Genomic DNA, 20,636 nt, shown 5'->3' with positions numbered 1-20,636 from the left:
AAATGAAATCAGCTAAAATTAAACAAGCAGATGAGATGGAAATTAAAGATTTAAAAAAATTAAGTATTTTTGTTTCTATAGCATTTATGATAGCAAGTTTACTTTTTAATGGAGCATTACTAATGGATAAAGAGGTGTATTCTAATATATCGCCAATATTAATAGGATTATCTATAATATTAGGTATAGTAATGTTAATATTAAGCCTAAATGAAGAAAGAATATATATGACGTATCATATATTTGGATCAATACATGGAATTGTAGCATTGCTATCTATTTATTTAGTTTGTGTAAATCAACTAATGCCTCAAAGTATAGTTACAAAAGTATTGATATTTTTTAATTATCTATTTGTAAATTTATGTTTTTTTTATAAGAGAATAATAGTAAAAGATAAAGCTTATATTACTAGTGTAAGTGAGGGTACTCATATAAAATATATTAAAAAAGATTTAGTTTTATCTTTAATTATATCTGCGATAATAATAACAATTGCTAAGATGCTAGATTCAAGTCCAATTATAATTGAAAAAGGAGAATTAAAACTATTTATTGTAAGTATTATAGGGATAGGTGTTACAATATGCTTTAGCATATTATACATTACAGCAATATCTAATTATTTATATAATATAAAGAATAAAAAATCATTCCAAAAATTAAGTAAATAAAATTTAAATAGTATATTTAGGAGGCTTGAAATGCGTAATGGAGTTTTTGCAGCAATTTTTGGATTAATAATATTTTTAATTGTTGCAAAGAAAACTAATATGATAAAGGATAAATAATATATAACATAAAGGTAAGGAACATAGAACATTCTATATTCCTTACCTTTATTATTTATACATTTTTAAGATTAGAATATGAGTATATTAAAATAGATATTTATATATAATTTCTAATAAATAAAATTAATTGAAGTAAGGATAAAAAAGTAATATTATTTATAAAATTTGATTTTGACCTAGAATGTATAATGACAATCATATCAAGGTTTGAAGGTGAAAGAACATAAAAAGCTGTGTAATTAGAATTGTGAAATGATGAGATAAGTAATAATAGCGTAGATTTAGAAAGTGGAATTACTAATAAATATACCTATGATTTAGCAGATAGATTAGTAAAAACAGAGGATTCAAATGGAAACTGGTTTAAATATGAATATGATAAGACTGATAAAACCAGTAAAAAAGAAAACTATATAGAAGGAAAACTATATTCCACCAGCTTTGAATTTGATAAAGATGGAAAAACTACTAAAGTAGCATTACCTTCAGGAAAAAGTTTAGGCTATAGCTATGACACTATAGGAAGAACTAAATCTAAAGCCTTGAACTTAGGTAATAGCAAAATCTTCAATACACAATATGGATATAAAGAGGGTTATGCAGGGTCTGGAACTTCAATGGTATCATCCATTAAAAATGGTAACAGTGAAATAAAATATACCTATGATAAATCAGGAAGAATTGAAACTGTAGATAATGGTAAGATAATAAAATATTATTATGATAATTTAGGACAAGTTGTAAGAGAAGATAATGGAGAACTTAATAAAACTATAGTTTATACCTATGATGAAAGTGGAAACATTCTAAAGGTTACAGAATATCCATTAGCAACCACTCCACAGTTAGGAGCATCAACAAAAACTGTAGATTATAGCTATGGTGATAGTAATTGGAAGGATAAGCTGACTTCTTACAATGGAAAAGCAATAACCTATGATGCTATAGGAAATCCACTAACCTATGATGGATATACCTTTAAATGGGAAGGTGGAAGAACATTATCTTCTATTACAGGAAATAGTAAAAATATTAATTATAACTATAATATTGATGGAATAAGAACAGGAAAGGCAGTAGATGGAGTAAACTATAAATATATCCTAGAAGGAAATAATGTGGTTTATGAAGAAATAATTAATGGAAGTACAGTAGATAAATTAGTTTACAATTATGGAGATAGTGGTTTAGTAGGATTTACGCTAAATGGTACAGAATACTTTTATGTTAGAAATGCACAGAGTGATATCATAGGAATACTAGATCCCAATGGAACTCAAGTTGTTTCTTACACCTATGACACCTGGGGTAAGTTAATATCTATAACAGGAGATAAGGTCTTAGGAGAAAAAAATCCTTATAGATATAGAGGGTATAGATATGATACAGAGACTGAATATTACTACTTACAATCAAGATATTATAATCCTGAGTGGGGAAGATTCTTGAATGCGGATGGGTTAGTATCTACAGGACAAGGATTCATTGGTTATAATATGTTTGCTTATTGTTTAAATAGTCCAGCGTCAAATAAAGATGATAATGGATTTGTATGTAGTTCAGCTGTAGATGGAGCTACTACTTGGAAAAATGAGTCTAATGCAGCTAAAATTAACCAAGTTATTTATTACAGTAGAAAATTAATAGAGGGTACTGGAGATTATTATATAGGAAATGCAATAGCCAAAGCTTATAAAAAGAGTGTAGCTAAATCATATAAACCTGTAAATTTATCATTAGGAGGAATTAATGTACAGACATTTAAGCACACACCAAAAGCATTAAAAGTAGCAAATAAAGCTGGAAAATGGGGAATTGGAGCTATTTCGGTTGGTACTACAATGACGAGTATTTGGGATAATAATATGAATTATAATGCTGATATAGCATTTAAGAGAAGTATGATTGATGGAGTAGCATTCGGATTAGGTTGTATTTTAGGAATTGCAGCAACCGCATTATCAGCACCAGTAGTTTCAGTTATAGTAGTTGGAGCTGCAATAGGTATAGCTGCAGATTATTATAAAGAAAAAATAAGCAATTAGGAAGAAGGAAAATCTGTGAAAGAAAATGGAATGAAAACAAGCTCAGGAATAATCTTAGTTATGTTAGGATTAGTATTGTATAACTTATTTAAAGATTCAAAGATTATTATAGCTTTGTTTATTATTTTAATAGTTATTAGTCTTTATGAGATATGTAAGCTATACAAGAGATCTAAAAGTTTAACTTATGATAGTATGATGTATATAGTAGCCATATTAATGTTAATAATAGGGATATTTTATAAAGGAAATTATGGTAACGTTTCTGGGAGTTGGTTTATACCATTATCAATTTCTGTATTAATAATAGCCTTTATTATAATTTTATTGATTAAGGGTAGAAAAGTAGTAGATAGAAAGAGTATGAACCTTGCAATAGTGTGTAGCATAATATCAATAATATTATTGATATTAATGATGGTACTAGGTATTATGTGGTCATAAAATAAACTTATAAAAACATGTGAATAGATAGACAAACTTAAATATGTCCTATAGAGTAATCGATTGAAAGATCTATTCTATAGGATATTTTAGTATTTAAAGATAAGAAAAAGTTATTTAAGAAAAGCTTATCTTATAGCTATGATTCTATAGGAAAAACTAAATCTAGAACACTAAACTTAGATGCTGCTTATACTTATGATACAAGATATGAATACAAAGCTGGTTATGAAGGTTCAACAACTTCAATGGTATCATCAATAAAAAATGGCAATAGCGAAATAAAATATACCTATGATGCTTTAGGAAGAATTGAAAATGTAAATAATGGTAAAGTGATAAAGTATTATTATGATAGTTTAGGACAGGTTGTAAGAGAAGATAATGGAGAACTTAATAAAACTATAGCCTATACCTATGATGAAAGCGGAAACATTCTAAAGGCGGCAGAATATGCACTAACAAGTAACGCAACACTAGGATCAGCGACTAAAGCTGTAGATTATAGCTATGGTGATAGTAATTGGAAGGATTAACAGAGTTCTAAGCTTCTGTGAGAATGGTTTTCTCTCGCAGAAGCTTAGAAATCGTTATCCAGGGATGTACTAGCTCTTAACTTCATTTAATTTATTGGAGGTTTAGAGCTAGTAAGTCATCGGATAAGTTAATCTCTTACAATGGAAAAACAATAACCTATGATGCTATAGGAAATCCATTAACTTATGATGGATATACCTTTAAATGGGAAGGTGGAAGAACGCTAACATCCATAACGGGAAATAGTAAAAACATTAATTATAACTATAATATTGATGGAATAAGAACAGGAAAGGCAGTAGATGGAGTAAACTATAAATATATCCTAGAAGGAAATAATGTGGTTTATGAAGAAATAACTAATGGAAGCACAGTAGATAAATTAGTTTACAATTATGGAGATAATGGTTTAGTAGGCTTCACTTTAAATGGTACAGAATATTTTTATATAAGAAATTCACAGACTGATATTATAGGAATATTAGATTCTAATGGAACTCAAGTTGTTTCTTACACCTATGATACCTGGGGTAAGTTAATATCTATAACAGGAGATAAAGCCTTAGGAGAAAAGAATCCTTATAGATATAGAGGGTATAGATATGATAGTGAGACTGGATATTACTACTTACAATCAAGATATTATAATCCTGAGTGGGGAAGATTTTTGAATGCGGATGGGTTAGTATCTACAGGACAAGGATTCATTGGTTATAATATGTTTGCTTATTGTTTAAATAGTCCTGTAAATAGAAGAGATGATAATGGATTACGTTCCGGTTGTATTACAGAAGGAGCTACTTCTAGTAGTGCAATAAGTTATAAAAGCTCACAAGACTATATAGGAGCAGCAGCTGCTGCATATGGCGGTTACTTTGGAGGAAAATCGGCTCTAGGAGGAGTTCGTGTTGTTAAAAATGGAACTAAAGCACATAGGGGAAAAGTAATGACATATGGACCTGGAAAGACTGATAAATTTATTCCTAAAAGTAGCTATGTATTAGATGAGGCAATAGATGGATTTAAAGGTAGCTTTAATTTGAAAGGAAAAGGATTTAAAGGAGCAGCAAAAGGAATTGTTGCAGTTGGAATGATAGCCAATGGGGTTAATAATTATACAGAGTATGACGGGAATATTAAACATGCTGCAATAGGATGGTCAGTGGATACTTTAGCAGATATAGCAATAGGGACAGCAACAGCAGCATTGATAGCAATTGGAGTAGCTTACCTTGGAATAACAGCTCCATTATGGGGGACTGCTCTTTTAGCAGCTAGTATTAGTTATGGAGCATCAAGTTTGTTAGAAAATAAAATAACCAATCTAAAGAACTCAGTTATATCAGGGTTTTAGAAGGAGGAAAAAATGAAATCAGCTAAAATTAAACAAGTAGATGAGATGGAAATTAGAGATTTAAAGAAATTAAATATTTTTATTTCAATAGGACTTATGGTAGGAAGTATATTTTTTAATTTGATGTTAAGTAGTGATGATGAAGTGTACCATAGAATAGCCCCAGTATTATTAGTACTTACTTTAATACTAAATGTAATAACTATAATATTAAACTTTAATAAGAAAAGAATATATAAAAGTGATTATATTTTAATTCCAATACAAGGAATTCTAGTAGCACTATCATTATATCTCCTTGCAGTAAATTGTTTAACATTAGAAAGCACAGTTACAAAAATAATAATATTTTCAAACTATATATTAGTAAATTTATATATTTTCTACAAAAGAATAATAGTAAAAAATGAAGACTATATTAGCAGTGTTAAAAAAGGTACCCATGGAAGATATATAAAGAGAGATTTAAGTGTTTCATTAATTGTAACTGCAATATTATTAACAATTGCTAAAGTTATAGACTCTAGTCCAATAATAATTGAAGAAGGTAATGGAAATGAGTTTATTTCAGGTATTTTTTTGATAGGAGTTACTGTATGTTTAAGTATTGTTTATATAATAGCAATATCTAACTATTTGTATAGTGTTAAGGATAAAAAATTCCCCAAAACATATTAAATTAATAAAGTTCGGGAGCGTTTTTAGGAGGTTTATAATGCGTAGTGGGATTTCTGCAGCAATTTTGGGAGTAGTAATATTTTTAATTATTGCAAAGAAAACTAATATGGTAAAGAAATAAATAATATATTACATAAAGGTAAAGAACATAGAAAATTTTATGAACTTTACCTTTATTATTTTTATATCTTTAAAATTGGAGTATGGGTATATGGTGCTAGTGTAGGTTTAGGTATTGTAATAGGTACAGAAGTTGTTAAATGGGGAGTTACAGAGATAATTAAGAAGTTTGATTAGAGTAATATAAGGAGAGTTGAAAGATGAATTTCAATAATAAAGGTACATATGCAGTAGTAGGAATAGCTGTCTTTATTATATCGAAGATTATACTTGGAAGTTTAGGAATAGAGAATATACCAGTACCAATTATCATAGGTTTATTAGCAGCTTCATACGCTATGTTTTTAATTGGGATGCTTAATAAAAAATTAACAGGAGGAGAGAAGGTTTGTTATATAGTATTTTCAATTTTATTCGCAGTTGCGATTGTTAGTACTATAATAGCAATTATATTTTTAAGTTACTTTCCACAAAATGTAGAAGAATATAAAGTATTGTTGTTAATATTATTAATGATTATTATATTATCACTTTTAGGTATAATTATTATATCAATGATAATTATAAAAAAATATCGAAATTAGATATTCTATAATTAAAACTTATATATGATATATAAGAAGGATATTATTAAAGATATGGTTATAATCTAGAATTACTTATATTAAATAAAAAATTAGAAAGTAAATTTCGGTATACCTAATATATTATAAATTTCTTTATTCTATATATAATGGAATTAATTTATTATCTTAGTTTTATATAAAAAGATTTAAAGATTTAAAAGTATTTCTATGTAAATTTACCTTAAATAGTATAAGTGGGTTTTAATAACTAAATCCCTGAATTTTGATATTAAACTTACATATACCCTAGAAGGAAATGATGTATTTTATAAAGAATTAACTAATGGAATTTGTGTAGAATAACAGAGTTTTTAGCTTGTATGAGAAGTATGAAGTAAATTGTAGTTTAATATAAAGTCAAAGGTGGGGGGAATTAAGATATATGAACAGGAAATATTCAGTTATTAGAGAGATAGTTATTTGGATTATAATAGACATTATTGGAACTATAATTCTTGTTAACACAATAAATATTTCCAAGATAGTTGCTATTATTAGTAGCATAACAGCAACAGTACCAATTCTAATTGCACGGTATAATAATTATAAATTAGTAATATCTGATGAAGAAATTGTGCTCTATAAATCATTTATAAAAAAGACACAAATTCCATTAGAAAATATAGTAGAAATAGAAATTGGCAATTCTTTTACGGGGAGCAGGATTCAAGGGTGTGTAAAATACATGTACATAAAAACATCAACAGATAATTATAAGTTTAATATAGTTAATATAGAGAGTGAACAATTCTATAATGATATTAAAAATCTTGCAACTAAGCAAAACATCGAATATTTTAAAAATCAGGAATAAACTATATAATCATTTAATTTATTATAAAAATAGTTTATGAATAAATATTATGAATATAGTGGTTTTGTAGGGTTGAGACTAAATGACGCTGAGCAATTTAGTCTATTATGCAATAGAGTGGCCAGGAATTGCAATACCATAAAATTGAGAAAGTAGGAAATTTATATGATAAGCAAGAAAAATATTTTAGCTACTATAATAATTCTTATAATAATGGCATTTATTAGGATTATGGGCATAGATGATATACCACAGCCAATGCTTTTTGCTATATTACTATTGATTATTTTATACTTATTTATATTTGTTTTTAAGTATAAAGGTGATAAAAAAGAACGAATATATTTATTAGTTATGACCATACAAGCTGCAATACTAGTAATTATATTAGTAGTTGCAGTAACTGTACAAAATAAATACCAGGATATTTCTTATAGATACAAGCCCATATTTGTAACTTTAATGGCGATCCTATTTTTAAGTCTCATAACAACTGTATATAGTTTAGGATTCTATAAATATAAAAACAATAAATTTAGAGATAAGTAATTAAGGTTCGTTAAAAGAGTTAAATGGACTTTATTGTTATGAATTTAATAGGAAATAATAAAATGGGATAGGAAGTGAAAAGATGGAATTATTCGAAGATAAAATAATTGAAGAATATATTGTATGGCAAAAGGCTAATCCTAAAAGTTTTTCATGGTGGAATTATGTAAATATGAAGTCAGATATTCAAATTGCACTGGGATTCGCTAAGTTTTTCTACCCCGAAATAATTGAGATAGACAACTGTATCTTTATAAAGGATAACTTTTCAAGCGAAAGGTATGAACAATGGAAAGTTGTGTGTAATGATAAAAAAACTTTAGAGAAGGCTATTAATTCATATGAAATTAAAGAATTTTTTCATATGAATACAGATTTTGAAGATAAAAATATAAATGAACAAATACAAGCACTAGGAAATATATTAAAAAAAATTTGGACTTTAGGTTTTAATGAAAGATTCCCTGATATGAATATAGTTGTAGATATAATTGAAGATGATGAATCATTATATATTACTGTATTTCAAGATAGTTAATTATGTTGAAAATTATTAATAGTCGTGGTTGGTAGACATAAGTATAAAAATAAGTAACTTGTAAAATTAAAAGTAAATACCTAAAAAGGGGGTAGTTGTTCCAAGCAAATGGAACAACTATTATTTTTCGATAATATATGATATTAGTTGTTAGTAAATTATATAGAAGGAAAAAGAGCATTTCATGAAGAAATGAAACTTAAGTATGGGAAGTAGGCCTTGGAAAGGGATACGATGGGAGAGCAGATAACCCACATGTTAAGAAGGATCCTTCATTAATCCCAGCTTTTTGGTGGACTATTCCTGGCAATGCTTTGGCACCATAATATATAATAAGAGGAGGATATTATATGAAGTATTTTACTTTAGAACTATTAGATAAATCGAATAGCACGATAGAGTCAGAACGTGAAATTGCTGACGGACTTTGGATGGAAAATCTTGAAACGTATTGGAATAATTTTAAAAAATATGAGGATAGATTACCTTATATTTTTGCAAAAGAATACAGTACACATGCTTTCCATGACTATAATATAGAATCCATAAACTTTTATAAAGATGAAGGAAAAAGAAAGGATGCTTTTAATGTTGAATTAATAATTAGATATGATGACATTAGGTACTTAATAAAATATATTAATGTTACTAAATACAATATAAATTTAAGTATTAAAAATAACATCAAAAATAATGTCTTGCTATATAGTGAGATAATTCCAATAGATGAAGCTATAATTAGTCATGAAATATTAATGTCAAATAGAAATAGTGCATACATGGAGTTTAAGAAAATTATGTTTAAGAAGATAAGTTAAAATAAATTTTTGTTCAAGATGTAATTAAGTAAACCCTAAATGTACCTTAGAAGGAAATGATGTGTTTTATGAAGAATTAACTAATAGAGTTAAATATATTATCGAGTTGAAACTTTTACTAAAAGGGAAGTGAAAAATAGTATGATAAATATCTTTAAAAATATTATTATTTTCTGTATAAGTATATATTTAAATTGGAAATGGGTTATATCTTTTCAAAGAGCATTTAAACCATTTGATGATAGTTTAGAAAAGAAGAAAAGAAAAGATGAACTTAAAAAGGGAATAAAATATTTGATTATAACAATTATATATTCTTTTATAGTCTTACATTAATTGAATTATATAAGATGACATAAATTTTAAATGGGAATTTATAACTTAATATTATTAAATGAGGGGTGGTCAATATAAATCAAAATGTATATAAAATTATAATTAATATATCATATATAATTTTACTATTATTTTTGCTATTACTTGGATATATAGCATTTAAAGAATTCTCTAAAAGCGCAAAACAAGAAGGTAAGCAGCTTGGGCATAAATTCTTTATGAATTATTATAAATTTTTAGGGATTGTTACTATGATTTTTAGCATTTCTTATATAGGCAAATTAATATTTGAAATATTTGATTATATGTCACAATAATATGCTGAATTCTAAAGTAATTATATTATAGCCATTGAGATAACAACTAGAAGGATTAACAGAGTTCCTAGCTTTTGTGAAAACGACTTCCTATTACAGAAGGTTACAAATCGTTATCTAGGGATACTAGCAATCAGATAAAATTTTTTACAACTATGTGGATAGTGGTCTTGTAGGATTGAGACTAAATTACGCTGAAGAATATTTCTACGTTAGAAATGCGTAGAGTGATGTCATAGGAATAATAGATTCCAATGGAAAACAAGTTGTTTCTTATACCTACGATACCTGGGGTAAATTAATATCTATAACAGGAGATGAAGCATTAGGAGAAAAGAATCCTTAATATAGGAATTTTGTTAGGTGAAAAGCTAAAATAAACCCAGTTTCACAATCTATTTCTAACCATAAATAATAATGCTCATCATTGATAAATACAACAGTATCATCAGTATGCTAATCATCAGGTTTTATCTTGAAAAATGGGGCAATTTGTTTTTTAAATTTGCTATTGTTACATGGAATACCTTAATATTTTATATAACTAATAGAAGTTGATATATAGCTTAAATTGATGAATTTTTAAGGAAATATAATGTGAGAGCTGTGAGTATGATATTTGGTACTATGCGAATTTAATATATTTCCAAAGGTTGAGAAGTGCAATGTCCATATAACTTAACAGAACGTAAAATATAGTAAGGAGAGGAAATATGAATAAAATTATAAAGTTTAAATATATATTTTGTTTATTACCACTAACATACTTTTTTGTTTCTTTTGCAATTTCCTTTAATTATTACTTAATTGGTGATATGAAAAAAGTAAATAAAACAATTATATCAACTTTTATATTTACATTAATATTTGTTATCTTATGGTCAATAATCATGTCTGCACTGGGGTATGATTATATATTGGATAGCATATTTGGGTTGTTCTATATTTATACTGTAAGTACGATTTTTAGTATTTACCTTATAAAGTGCCAAAAGGATTATCTAGAAAAAATTAAGGATAACAAATAAGGGGATATTATGAAGTTAATTACGCAAAATACATGTGACAGACCAAATTACAAGTATAGTATATATACGGAAACACAATTAATGTATAGAGTAGAAGCAACTAAAGGAACTTTTGCAAGTTTATGCAAGATAATAGTATGCGATAAGTATGGTAACGAATTATATAATGTAGCTCAGCAAAATTTTAATAAAATAATTTTAAGATTAATACCTTTCATGAGTTTTTTAAAATTTAGCGTTTGTCCATTTGAAGTATACAAAGAGGATATTCATGTGGGGAGTATACGTGAAAAATCTAATGGTGGATGCAATATTATTGCAGATATAAATGGCATTAATTATGAAATTATTGAGCAAACAGAAAAATATGTTCATATATTTAAAGAAAATGAACAAGTAGGCTTAATAGAAAGAATAAATTCATCTATTAACAATGCATATGATTATATAATCTTATTTAATAAAAATATTCCAAGCGAAATAATTACTATATTTTCAATTATAGTAGATTTAACATGGAATTATGGATGTAGAAGAAATGATATAAATTTCTATAATGGAATAAAGACTAACTACCATGAAAAGCGTTGGAATTTATATGGAAAAAGCTTGAATAAAAACTGGAGACCTGAAGAATAGATGGTTAGGGATATCATTAGGTAAAATTGCTTTTTAAGAAGAGTTAATAATTGCAGTGTTATGTATTATATGGAAATGTATATAAGATTTTAAATATCCTATAGAGTAGTTCACTATAAAACGACTCTGTAGGATATTTTCGTATGTGAATATAATGGAAAATTGTTTTAAGAAAAGCTTAGCCTATACCTATGATGCCATAGGAAATCCATTAAATTATGATGGCTACACCTTTAAATGGGAAGGTGGAAGAACATTATCTTCTATAACAGGAAATGATAAGAACATTAGTTATAAGTATAATAGTGATGGAATAAGAACAGAAAAAACAGTAGGTTGAGTAAACTATAAATACGTCCCAGAAGGAAATAAGGTAGTTCATGAAGAAATAACTAATGGAAGTAATGGAGATTAACAGAGTTCTTAGCTTGTGGGAGAGTGTTTTTCTCTCACAAAAGGTTAGAAATCGTTATCTAGGGGCGTAGTAACCCTTAGTGAAACTTAGGGATACTAGCTATCAGATAAGATGGTATATAACTATGGAGACAGTGGTTTAGTAGGATTTACTCTAAATGGTACAGAATATTTCTATATAAGAAATTCACAAAGTGATATTATAGGAATATTAGATTCCAATGGAACTCAAGTTGTTTCTTATACCTATGACACTTGGGGTAAGTTAATATCTATAACAGGAGATAAAGAATTAGGAGAAAAGAATCCTTATAGATATAGAGGATATAGATACGATAACGAGACTGGATACTACTACTTACAATCAAGATATTATAATCCTGAGAGGGGAAGATTCTTGAATGCAGATAGGTTAGTATCTACAGGACAAGGAATATTATCCCAGAATATGTTTGCATATTGTGCTAATACCCCAGTAGGTTTTAAAGATCAGTCAGGTTTTGCACGTTGTATGTCAAATGAATATGGTGGTGGAGGCGGTTTCGGAGCTGCTGCTATGGTTGGTAGTAGAGCGTTAGCAGACACTGTAAAAGGAGCATGGTATGGCACTGTTGGAACAATAGGAGTTATTTGGAAAATTATAACTTTTTCTAGTAACAACAGTAAAAATGATAATTCTAAGGCTAAAAGAAATAATAACAAATCTAATTTACCTAATCAAGGAAAGGTGTTTGGAAATGTAAAAGGTGCACCGCCTGTAGATGCTGGTAAGCAAGGTAAACATGTAATAGGTCATCCTAACAATAAATTTCTTGAATCAGAAGGAATAAATAAATCACTATGGCCTGAAGGAGAAAATGGAGTAGATTTAACACAGGAAGGATGGTTAAAAGGTGAGCCGAAATTAAATAATCCTAATGTAAGGGTATGGGATACAGGAAGGCCAATAGGAGCAAATGGAGAAACAAAAGTTAATGTTAAATATGCACCTAGTAAAGATACAATACACAGTTATCCGGTTAAATAGAAATGGAGTGATTAAATGGATATTGTAGAAATCGTTAAAAGTTTATATAGAAATCCAGCAGGATCTTCTTTGTTGCTCAAATATGTTGATAGAGATTATTGGATTGACAAGTTGCAGAAATACTTTCCAAATAGTTATATTAATAATATTACTGATTTTAATTATGCTAAGTGCTTTTCTATGTATATCAATTTATCAGATATTAGAGCTGATATAGGATCTAAAGAGTTTCATGAGCATATAGAAAATGAAAAAGATGTATATGGGATAATTATAGAAATTTCTGTATTAGCTTCTTATTGTGTATTTAAATATTCAAGATATTATATTGATGGTCAGACAAAATGTGAAACTAGTTCTATACCTTATTGTGAAAAGCATATGGAGTTTAATAAAATAATAAATAATTTTATTTCAGATTATCACCTTATTCTTTTGGATGATAATACCCTAATGAGAGAAGTTCCGGATATATGTCTTGAACTAAAAGAACCTCCAGTAAGTGTGTATAATTGTCTTTTTCAAGATGATTACTCATATTATCCCTATTCAATAGAGAAAGTGGATTAAAGCTATATATTTAATTTAAGATAATTAGATTAATAATTACCTATAAAATATTCTTTTAGTTAATATTTTATAGGTAATCTTCTATATAAGCTTGTGTTTATATAACTCAATTTAAAATAAGAGGTGTAAATTGATGGATATGATATTATGGTTAAATGAATGGTATAAAGATAATTGTGATGGTGATTGGGAGCACTACTATGGAATAAAGATATGTACGCTAGATAACCCTGGATGGAAAGTAGATATAGACTTGGTAGACACTTATTTAGAAGATGTAGAATTTAATAAAGTTCAAATATATATTGATGATTTAAATTGGATCCATTGTAGTGTTGCAGATGGGGTATTTAAAGGCAGAGGTGGTATAGATAAGTTAGATGAAATATTAAAAATATTTAGAGTATGGGCTACTGAAAATAAAAAATATCATTAATAAAGTAGTATAAATATATAAGATCAAAAGTACTAAGAGTAAGTTAGAAAAGTAATAGTATAACGTCGACAGACTAGAATATCTGTGACGTTTTTTATCTTTTTAAAACTACTAGTATTTTTAAAGATATTTTAATTATGAATAGAATTATAAAAATAAAATAATTATACAAGATATTGAATGTTAGAAAATTATATAGAAGGAAGAAGAGTATTTCATTAGGAAATAATCAATGTACAATCAAGATATTATAATCCTGAGTGGGGAAGGTTCTTGAACATTGATGCTATTGGCGGAGATGTAGGTGCATTGTTATCCCATAACATATTTGCTTATTGTAATAATAATCCTGTTACATCAAAAGATCCATCAGGGTTTAGACCTATATACACTCAAGGAGAAGAAACAGCTGCAATGAGAAAAGCTTCATATAAAGCTATGGAGAAATATGGGAGAAGAAAAAGCTCGAATACTAGCACTGTAACTAACTCTAAGGGTAATAAATTAAAAGATACAATAATTGGTTCAACGCCAGGGCTGTTGTCTGGTACAATGTTCAGTATATGTGAAAATTTTGGTGATGACATAGTTCTAGGTAGTATGAGGACAAAGCTTTATGGAATATCAGCTAAAATTCCAGTAACTTTAGGAGTTTTTGATGATGCATTTAAACAACTAGGTGTTGTTGGCTTAGGATTATCAATATATGATAATAGGAGTTATGGGCTAGGTATTGGATTAGTTAGAAGTGGTATTGATATACTTGGATTTGCAGCGGCAGCCGCATTTACAGCCAGTGGAGGATGGGTAGCAATAGGTGTAGGTTTAGGTATTGGTGTACTTACGGAAGGTGCTAAATGGGGAGCCACAGAGATTATTAAAAAGTTTGATTAGAGCTTTATAAGGAGAGATGAAAGATGAATGATAATAATAAAGGTATATATGCATTAGTAGGGATAGCTGTTTTTATTATATCGAAGCTTATACTTGGTAATTTAGGAATAGAGAATATACCAGTACCCATTATTATAGGGATACTAGCAGTTTCATATGCTATGTTTTTAATAGGAATACTTAAAAAAAAATTAACAGGAGGAGAGAAGGTTTGTTATATAGTAAGTGCAATCTCATTCGCAGTTGCTATTGTTAGTACTATAATAGTAATTATATTTTTAAGTTATTTTCCACAAAATGTAGCAGAATATAAAGTGTTATTGTTAATATTATTAATAATTAGTATATTATCACTTTTAGGTATGACTATTGCAGGAATGATAATTAAAAAAAATATCGAAACTAGTTATCCTATAATTAAAACTTATATATGATATATAAGAAGGGTATTATTAAAGATATAATTATAATTTAGGATTATTTATATTCAATAAAAAATTAGAAAGAAAATTCCAGTACACTCAATATATTGGGATTTTCTTTCTTTTATATACGGTATTATAAATTTGTCATCTTAATTCTATATAAAAAGTTTGAAAAGTATTTTTAGGTAAATTTCACCTTAAATAGTATAAGTAAGTTTTAATAACTAAATCCCGGAATTCAGCTATTGAATTTAGATATACATTAGAAGGAAATAACGTAATTTATGAAGAAATAACTAATGGAAGTACAGTAGATTAACAGAGTTCTTAGCTTGTGTGAGAATGGTTTTCTCTCACAGAAGGTTAGAAATCGTTATCTAGGGGCGTAGTAGGCCTTAGTGAAGATTAGGGATACTAGCCATCAGATAAATTAGTTTACAATTATGGATATAGTGGTTTAGTAGGATTTACTCTAAATGGTACAGAATATTTTTATATAAGAAATTCACAGACTGATATTATAGGAATATTAGATTCTAATGGAACTCAAGTAGTTTCTTATACCTACGACACCTGGGGTAAGTTAATATCTGTGAATTAAAAAGGAAACTCCTTTTCATATACATTCAAATGAGTAAGTTCCACTAACCAAATTAAAATTTGGAGTGTCACTTAAAGTCATTAGGAGAAAAGAATCCTTATAGATATAGAGGCTATAGATATGATAACGAGACTGGATATTACTACTTACAATCAAGATATTATAATCCTGAGTGGGGAAGATTCTTGAATGTGGATGGGTTAGTATCCACAGGACAAGGATTCATTGGTTATAATATGTTTGCTTATTGTTTAAATAGTCCTGTAAATAGAAGAGATGATAATGGATTACGTTCCGGTTGTATTACAGAAGGAGTTAGTGGAGGTAGTTATACATCGACTCCATCAAATAGTGGAGAAGTAGAAAGATCTTATTTTTCAATACCTAATTTAATAGGTTCAATAGCAGGAACAGTTTTAGGAACAGTAGAAAACGTAACAAGAAGTTGTAAGGCATATTTATATAATGGTAGTATTAGACTGTATCCTGCATCAAGTATAATGCAAAAAATTAAACCATATGCAGCGGCAGCAAAAAAGTCATCAGCTATGATAACTGCAGCATCAGCTGGTTTAGATATTGCTTCTACATGGGATTCTAATATGTCTTTAGAAAAAAAGTTAGGGAAAACATTAATACAATTAGCTGGTGTACGTGTAGCTTATTTAGTAGGTGCAAGGATAACTGGACCAATGGTTGCAGCAGGAATTGAAGGTGGACCGGTTGGGGTTGCTGGTAGTGTGATATGTGCATTTGCTATAGATTATCTTGCAGGTAATGCAATAAACTATGGTCAAAGCATTCTATATAGGAAATTTGGAATGGAGTAGATGATTTTATGATTTACAGATATAAAAAAACCATGGTGGTTATTGCATTAGTAATCATAGTAGGTTTTATATGGAGTATATGGTACAGTAAAAAAATTGAGTATAAGATATTTGGTATAATAGTGGCTATTATAGCATCAGTTAGATATGTATTTGCATTATTTGAATATTTTACTATAGAGGATGACAAAATTACTCGTGTGCGTAGATTTGAAACTAAAAAAGAAGTAATGTATTGGAAAGATGTAACTATAGTTACAGTACTTCCATATAAATTAAATAAAGGTATAATATTGAGGTCTAATGTATTGGTATCTTATGATATGGTTATTAGCTATGAAGTAAAAGGATATAGAGATATAGTAAGAATAGCATATGAAAGAACAAAGGATAATCCGGATGTTTTTATAGATGTAAGAATAAAGGAATTACTGGATAAATGGAATAAATAATATATGTAAAAAAGGTGATAGCAATTTAATTCTATAATTGAATGCTATCACTTTTTATAATAAAAAACAAAAGCATGGATCAATTTATTATATAATCAGTTTTTAAAGGAAATATTGTAGTATATGAAGAAATAACTAATGGAAGTTGTGTAGATTAACAGAGTTCATAGCTTTTGTGAGAAGGGGTTTGTCTCACAGAAGGTTAGAAATCGTTATCTAGGGGTACTAGCCATCAGATAAAATTTTATATAACTATGGAGATAAAGGCATTGTAGGATTCAGACTAAATGACACAGAACAATATTTTTATATTAGAAATTCACAGACTGATATCATAGGAATACTAGATTCTAATGGAACACAAGTTGTCGGTTATACCTACGACACCTGGGGTAAGTTAATATCTGTGGATTAAAAAGGAAACTCCTTTTCATATTCATTCAAATGAGTAAGTTCCACTAACCAAATTAAAATTTGGAGTGTCACTTAAGTCCTTAGGAGAAAAGAATCCTTATAGATATAGAGGCTATAGATATGATACAGAGACTGGATACTACTATTTACAATCAAGATATTATAATCCTGAGTGGGGAAGATTCTTGAATGCGGATGGGTTAGTATCTACAGGACAAGGTATGTTATCACATAATATGTTTGCATATTGTGCTAATAATCCTGTAGTTTTTAAAGATCCATTAGGTTTGGCACATTGTATGTCAAATGAATATGGTGGTGGAGGCGGTTTTGGTGCCGCTGCTATTGGTGGTAGTGGAGTGTTAGCAGACACTGTAAAAGGAGCATGGTATGGCACTGTTGGAACAATAGGAGCTATTTGGAATATTATAACCTTTTCTAATAGCGGCACCCAAAATAATAGTTCAAATAATAAATCGGAGAATAATAGTTCAAATAATAAATCAAAGCCAGAAAAACAAGGGAGAGCTAAAAATAAACTTAAACCAGATATTAAGGCGGAAGGACCACATAGTACATTTAAGCAGAATCCTAATACAGGAGAGATAACTAATTATAAGACATGGCAACCAAATCTAAATAATCCTACAGGGTTTGAGTTAGAGAAAGGATATGATGGAATTGGTAAGTCACATAAGAATTCTATTACTGGCGAGGATCTTATGCCGCATGTGCATGATAAGATAGTGCCAGGAGGGGTTAGACGTCCTTTACCTTGAGAAATTCCAGGTAATCACTAACAAATTAATAATATAAAGAGGTGTAAATAAGATGGATATGATAGCATGGTTAGGTGAATGGTACAAAAGCAATTGTGATGGTGATTGGGAACACTATTATGGAATAAAAATAGATACACTTGATAATCCAGGATGGAAATTAGATATAGATTTGGTGGATACTTATTTAGAGGATGTACAATTTAATACAGTTCAAATCTATGTTGATGATTTAAATTGGATTCATTGCAGTGTTGTAGATGGAATTTTTAGAGGAGGAGGTAGTATAGATAAGTTAGAAGAAATACTAAAAATATTTAGGCAATGGGCAACTGAAAATAAAAGATAGTATTAATAGTTAATTTAAATAAGTTAACTATTAATAGAATATGAGAAATATATATAAGTAAAAACATTATAAAATAGATTATTGGATTAATAATAGAACGTCAATATATAGTATATGCTGACGTTTCTTTTCTGTTATATAAAAGTGAAAGTATTTTAAAGGCTACACGATATGCATTAAGAAACGACGAAATACTAGGTATATAAATAAAAAATATAAATTAAGGTTATGAAAATATAAAGTTATCCGATAGATTAATCACCTATAATAGAAAAGTGATAGCTCATGGCACTATAGGAAATCTACTAACCTATGAGTAAGTTATACTGGCTAGATCAGAAGATTTAGAGTATCAATTAAATACATCCTAGAAGGAAATAATGTGGTTTATGAAGAAATAACTAATGGAAGTACAATAGATAAATTAGTTTACAATTATGGAGATAGTGGTTTAGTAGGCTTCACTTTAAATGGTGCAGAATACTTCTATGTTAGGAATGCACAAAGTGATATTATAGGAATACTAGATTCCAATGGAACTCAAGTTGTTTCCTATACCTATGATACCTGGGGTAAGTTAATATCTATAACAGGAGACAAAGTCTTAGGAGAAAAGAATCCTTATAGATATAGAGGATATAGATACGATACTGAGACTGGGTACTACTATTTACAATCAAGATATTATAATCCTGAGATAGGTAGATTCTTGAATGCAGATGCTTTTGGTGGAAATGTAGGGGCATTATTATCTCATAACATATTTGCATATTGTAATAATAATCCTGTTATAGCAAAAGATCCATCTGGGTTTAGAACTATATATACTCAAGGTGAAGAAACAGCTGCAATGAGACGAGCTTCGTATGCTGCTATGAATAAGTTTTATACTAATAAAAGTAGTTCAATATTAAATAACAATTCAGGATTTAGTTACGTTAAGAGTGGTATCACAGGAACATTATCAGCAGCAGCAGATAAAGTAGGCAATGTGGTAGCTGGATTTATTATAAAAGGAAAAAAAGTTTGGAAGGACCTTGACTATTTAACAATGGGTATGTATGTTGAGGAATTTAGCGGGGGAGCTAAATTTGCAAAGAAAGGTCTTGGACTAGTAGGTACAGTTGGATTTGCATTAAAGAGTGTGAAAAAGAGCTATGATGATGAAGAGTATGTCGGTATAGTAATTGATGTAGGTACAGCATTTGCTGGATTTTATGCAGGGCAATTATTAGCTGCGGGGGCAGTAGCAGCAACTAAAGTAGGAGTACCATCACAGGTGTCAGCTACAGGAGCATTTGGATTAAGTGTTGCCGCAGGTGTTTTTATAGATAAAGCTGCAAATGTAATGAAAGATTTTATATATGGGAGATGATTAACATAGAAAAGAAAATGAATACTATTTCAATATTAGGAGTTTTTTTAGGTATTTTCATGAATAGAGTTTTAACAGCTAAATATGGTAATAGTGGTAGTGTTATGATAGCATCAATAGCATTAATTGCTATAGTAGTACCTATAATATATCTAGTAATAAAGAAAAAATATAAACAGACACTAGTACTATTATTTATGGTATTACCAGGTATAGTTATGTGGATAGGTATATATATGGATAATATGTACTTAATGGGAGGTGGATTTATATCATTATTTATTACAATACCTATAATGGTTAAAATTGCACCTAAATTAAATAATAAAAATCATTAAAAGTATTTTAAAACATCATAAGAAAATATACAATTTTAGATAAACTAAAAAACATCCTATGGAGTAATTGACCAAAAGTCTACTCTATAGGATGT

At 28.4% G+C, this 20,636-nt stretch carries 24 protein-coding genes and 1 pseudogene; 24 read left to right on the top strand and 1 reads right to left on the bottom strand.

The genetic code is table 11. The annotated features are described in order from the left end of the window. Positions 1 to 2: 2 nt before the first annotated feature. From ABDZ93_RS14655 to ABDZ93_RS14605, 11 genes are all read left to right on the top strand, one after another. Entirely contained in the window at positions 3 to 674 is a 672-nt protein-coding gene (locus tag ABDZ93_RS14655) for a hypothetical protein (protein ID WP_343827192.1), read from the top strand. A gap of 380 nt (positions 675 to 1,054) precedes the next feature. After that, entirely contained in the window at positions 1,055 to 2,839 is a 1,785-nt protein-coding gene (locus ABDZ93_RS14650) for an RHS repeat-associated core domain-containing protein (RefSeq protein WP_486187760.1), read from the top strand. A gap of 15 nt (positions 2,840 to 2,854) precedes the next feature. After that, entirely contained in the window at positions 2,855 to 3,283 is a 429-nt protein-coding gene (locus ABDZ93_RS14645; protein WP_343827190.1) for a hypothetical protein, read from the top strand. 248 nt (positions 3,284 to 3,531) lie between these two features. After that, positions 3,532 to 3,819, top strand: a complete 288-nt coding sequence (locus ABDZ93_RS14640; protein ID WP_343827189.1) for a hypothetical protein — start codon at positions 3,532 to 3,534, stop codon at positions 3,817 to 3,819. Between the two features lie 341 nt (positions 3,820 to 4,160). Then, positions 4,161 to 5,174: an RHS repeat-associated core domain-containing protein gene (locus tag ABDZ93_RS14635; RefSeq protein ID WP_343827188.1), complete on the top strand. Its 1,014-nt coding sequence runs from the start codon at positions 4,161 to 4,163 to the stop codon at positions 5,172 to 5,174. Between the two features lie 12 nt (positions 5,175 to 5,186). Next, the gene (locus ABDZ93_RS14630) at positions 5,187 to 5,852 is read left to right on the top strand and encodes a hypothetical protein (RefSeq protein WP_343827187.1); all 666 of its coding nucleotides are present in this window, start codon (positions 5,187 to 5,189) and stop codon (positions 5,850 to 5,852) included. Between the two features lie 320 nt (positions 5,853 to 6,172). Then, complete coding sequence (locus ABDZ93_RS14625) at positions 6,173 to 6,556, top strand: hypothetical protein (RefSeq protein WP_343827186.1); 384 nt, start codon at positions 6,173 to 6,175, stop codon at positions 6,554 to 6,556. Between the two features lie 424 nt (positions 6,557 to 6,980). Then, positions 6,981 to 7,412 carry a hypothetical protein gene (locus ABDZ93_RS14620; RefSeq protein WP_343827185.1) on the top strand — a complete coding sequence of 144 codons (432 nt, stop codon included), beginning with the start codon at positions 6,981 to 6,983 and terminating at the stop codon, positions 7,410 to 7,412. 165 nt (positions 7,413 to 7,577) lie between these two features. After that, positions 7,578 to 7,961 carry a hypothetical protein gene (locus ABDZ93_RS14615; protein WP_343827184.1) on the top strand — a complete coding sequence of 128 codons (384 nt, stop codon included), beginning with the start codon at positions 7,578 to 7,580 and terminating at the stop codon, positions 7,959 to 7,961. Between the two features lie 82 nt (positions 7,962 to 8,043). Then, positions 8,044 to 8,499, top strand: a complete 456-nt coding sequence (locus tag ABDZ93_RS14610; protein WP_343827183.1) for a hypothetical protein — start codon at positions 8,044 to 8,046, stop codon at positions 8,497 to 8,499. Between the two features lie 350 nt (positions 8,500 to 8,849). Further along, the gene (locus ABDZ93_RS14605) at positions 8,850 to 9,317 is read left to right on the top strand and encodes a hypothetical protein (RefSeq protein ID WP_343827182.1); all 468 of its coding nucleotides are present in this window, start codon (positions 8,850 to 8,852) and stop codon (positions 9,315 to 9,317) included. Positions 9,318 to 10,324: 1,007 nt separating this feature from the next. Here the strand turns inward: ABDZ93_RS14605 and ABDZ93_RS14600 are convergent. After that, positions 10,325 to 10,605: pseudogene (locus ABDZ93_RS14600) on the bottom strand (transposase domain-containing protein); the annotation flags it as partial. Between the two features lie 402 nt (positions 10,606 to 11,007). On the opposite strand from ABDZ93_RS14600, the gene ABDZ93_RS14595 reads away from it, so the two are divergent. The 13 genes from ABDZ93_RS14595 (at position 11,008) to ABDZ93_RS14535 (ending at position 20,541) form a co-directional block, all read left to right on the top strand. Further along, entirely contained in the window at positions 11,008 to 11,637 is a 630-nt protein-coding gene (locus ABDZ93_RS14595) for a hypothetical protein (RefSeq protein ID WP_343827181.1), read from the top strand. A gap of 145 nt (positions 11,638 to 11,782) precedes the next feature. Next, complete coding sequence (locus ABDZ93_RS14590) at positions 11,783 to 11,977, top strand: hypothetical protein (RefSeq protein ID WP_343827180.1); 195 nt, start codon at positions 11,783 to 11,785, stop codon at positions 11,975 to 11,977. 186 nt (positions 11,978 to 12,163) lie between these two features. Next, a complete protein-coding gene (locus tag ABDZ93_RS14585) occupies positions 12,164 to 13,078 on the top strand; it encodes an RHS repeat-associated core domain-containing protein (protein WP_343827179.1) in 915 nt (304 codons plus the stop codon). 15 nt (positions 13,079 to 13,093) lie between these two features. After that, on the top strand, positions 13,094 to 13,648 hold the full coding sequence (locus ABDZ93_RS14580) for a hypothetical protein (protein WP_343827178.1): 555 nt from the start codon (positions 13,094 to 13,096) through the stop codon (positions 13,646 to 13,648). Positions 13,649 to 13,781: 133 nt separating this feature from the next. Further along, positions 13,782 to 14,084, top strand: coding sequence for an immunity 53 family protein (locus ABDZ93_RS14575; protein WP_343827177.1), 303 nt, complete (start codon positions 13,782 to 13,784; stop codon positions 14,082 to 14,084). A gap of 225 nt (positions 14,085 to 14,309) precedes the next feature. After that, on the top strand, positions 14,310 to 14,978 hold the full coding sequence (locus ABDZ93_RS14570) for an RHS repeat-associated core domain-containing protein (protein ID WP_343827583.1): 669 nt from the start codon (positions 14,310 to 14,312) through the stop codon (positions 14,976 to 14,978). Positions 14,979 to 15,001: 23 nt separating this feature from the next. Then, complete coding sequence (locus ABDZ93_RS14565) at positions 15,002 to 15,412, top strand: hypothetical protein (protein ID WP_343827176.1); 411 nt, start codon at positions 15,002 to 15,004, stop codon at positions 15,410 to 15,412. 651 nt (positions 15,413 to 16,063) lie between these two features. Beyond that, entirely contained in the window at positions 16,064 to 16,834 is a 771-nt protein-coding gene (locus ABDZ93_RS14560; protein WP_343827175.1) for an RHS repeat-associated core domain-containing protein, read from the top strand. 8 nt (positions 16,835 to 16,842) lie between these two features. Then, positions 16,843 to 17,286: a hypothetical protein gene (locus tag ABDZ93_RS14555; protein WP_343827174.1), complete on the top strand. Its 444-nt coding sequence runs from the start codon at positions 16,843 to 16,845 to the stop codon at positions 17,284 to 17,286. 479 nt (positions 17,287 to 17,765) lie between these two features. After that, on the top strand, positions 17,766 to 18,479 hold the full coding sequence (locus ABDZ93_RS14550; RefSeq protein WP_343827173.1) for an RHS repeat-associated core domain-containing protein: 714 nt from the start codon (positions 17,766 to 17,768) through the stop codon (positions 18,477 to 18,479). A 52-nt stretch (positions 18,480 to 18,531) separates the two neighbouring features. Next, on the top strand, positions 18,532 to 18,828 hold the full coding sequence (locus ABDZ93_RS14545) for an immunity 53 family protein (protein ID WP_343827172.1): 297 nt from the start codon (positions 18,532 to 18,534) through the stop codon (positions 18,826 to 18,828). Positions 18,829 to 19,210: 382 nt separating this feature from the next. Then, on the top strand, positions 19,211 to 20,203 hold the full coding sequence (locus ABDZ93_RS14540) for an RHS repeat-associated core domain-containing protein (protein ID WP_343827171.1): 993 nt from the start codon (positions 19,211 to 19,213) through the stop codon (positions 20,201 to 20,203). Beyond that, complete coding sequence (locus tag ABDZ93_RS14535; RefSeq protein WP_343827170.1) at positions 20,200 to 20,541, top strand: hypothetical protein; 342 nt, start codon at positions 20,200 to 20,202, stop codon at positions 20,539 to 20,541. The genes ABDZ93_RS14540 and ABDZ93_RS14535 overlap by 4 nt, the downstream gene beginning before the upstream one ends. The last annotated feature ends 95 nt before the right edge of the window (positions 20,542 to 20,636 follow it).

It is taken from the genome of Clostridium subterminale (genome assembly GCF_039521425.1).
Lineage (GTDB): Bacteria > Bacillota > Clostridia > Clostridiales > Clostridiaceae > Clostridium_J > Clostridium_J subterminale.
The sequence above is the reverse complement of the archived record's forward strand: the minus strand, read 5'-3'. Positions and strand labels throughout refer to the sequence as shown.